Annotated in this window: 1 pseudogene; it reads right to left on the bottom strand. The window is 33.9% G+C overall.

Annotated features, from left to right (window positions below):
* Positions 1–190: 190 nt before the first annotated feature.
* Positions 191–372, bottom strand: a pseudogene (locus tag LQ693_RS13550) (alcohol dehydrogenase); the annotation flags it as partial.

Raw genomic sequence — 372 nt, forward strand, 5'->3', positions numbered from 1 at the left:
TCAATTAATGAGTACAGAAACAACAGATGAAGTACGCGCATTACTAGATGAATTCGAAGCCCAAATGGAAGACGTCGTTGAATCTTAAAGTAAATCAATAAATCATCCCCTGTTAACGTTATCGTTAGCAGGGAATTTTTTGTTTGGTGAATCAAAAAAGTGCCTATCATATGGACAGTTTTATACGTTATTACATTGTACTTGTATCTATGACAAAACGATATTTAATGTTTGATGATAAGACTCTTTCATATGCTTCGTCTATTTGATCTGCTGAAATCAGTTCGATTTGTGGTCTAATGTTATGTTCTGAACAGAAGTCTAACATTTCTTGTGTTTCTCTTATACCACCAATTGCTGAACCTGCAAATG

This window comes from Mammaliicoccus sp. B-M6 (assembly GCF_022386965.1).
GTDB lineage: Bacteria > Bacillota > Bacilli > Staphylococcales > Staphylococcaceae > Mammaliicoccus > Mammaliicoccus sciuri_A.